The organism is Corynebacterium sp. HMSC062E11 (genome assembly GCF_001811845.1).
GTDB lineage: Bacteria > Actinomycetota > Actinomycetes > Mycobacteriales > Mycobacteriaceae > Corynebacterium > Corynebacterium hesseae.
The window spans coordinates 1-702 of the sequence record NZ_KV806798.1; the positions used below are offsets into that span (position 1 = coordinate 1).

General features: G+C 54.1%; 1 pseudogene. It reads left to right on the top strand.

Going from position 1 to position 702, the window contains the following annotated elements:
- Positions 1 to 332: 332 nt before the first annotated feature.
- Positions 333 to 702 (top strand): annotated as a pseudogene (locus HMPREF2822_RS13675) (transposase); the annotation flags it as partial.

Consider the following 702-nt stretch of genomic DNA (forward strand, 5'->3'; position numbering starts at 1 on the left):
GGCCTAAACGACAGGATGTGTTGGTGAGGTTGGATGGTTAGCTGGTCTGGCGTGCTGGTATTAGGATGATTTCACTTATCCGGAGGGATACCCCAGTCTCGGGCCGGAAATACTGCCGGGGAAGTGCCGGTGTGCTAGCTGCCTAGGTTCACGATGAGAGGATGAGTAAGAATCATCCTCGATGCCCCGTCTGTAGCGGGGTGTGCATCAAATACGGAACGACAAGTACTGGTCGCCAACGATGGCGATGCCTCACTTGCAAGGCCACTTTCACCCGCACCAATGACGACGCAGTTCAAGCAAAATGGTTTCGCCTTTTCATCTCGTGGCTCATGTCAGGCCACAGCCTGACAGAGACAGCTAAGACCTGCGGAGTTTCATCACGAACTCTGCAACGCCGGTTCAAAACGTTCTGGCTTATCCAACCTCCCCGAAGCGTTGATAAGCAGCGAATCTACGATCAAATCTTCATCGACGGCACCTACTTCAACACCAAGTGCCTTGTCGTGGCTGCTGACTCCTGCCATGTCATCAACTGGTTCTGGTGCACTAAGGAATCCTCCTGGTCATACATGCGCCTGCTGGACGAGATAGCCCCACCACAACTGGTGACCTGTGATGGGGATTCCGGAGGACTTAAAGCACTACGCCGCCTGTGGCCTGATACCCCGGTTCAACGCTGCATTGTCCACGTCAAACGCA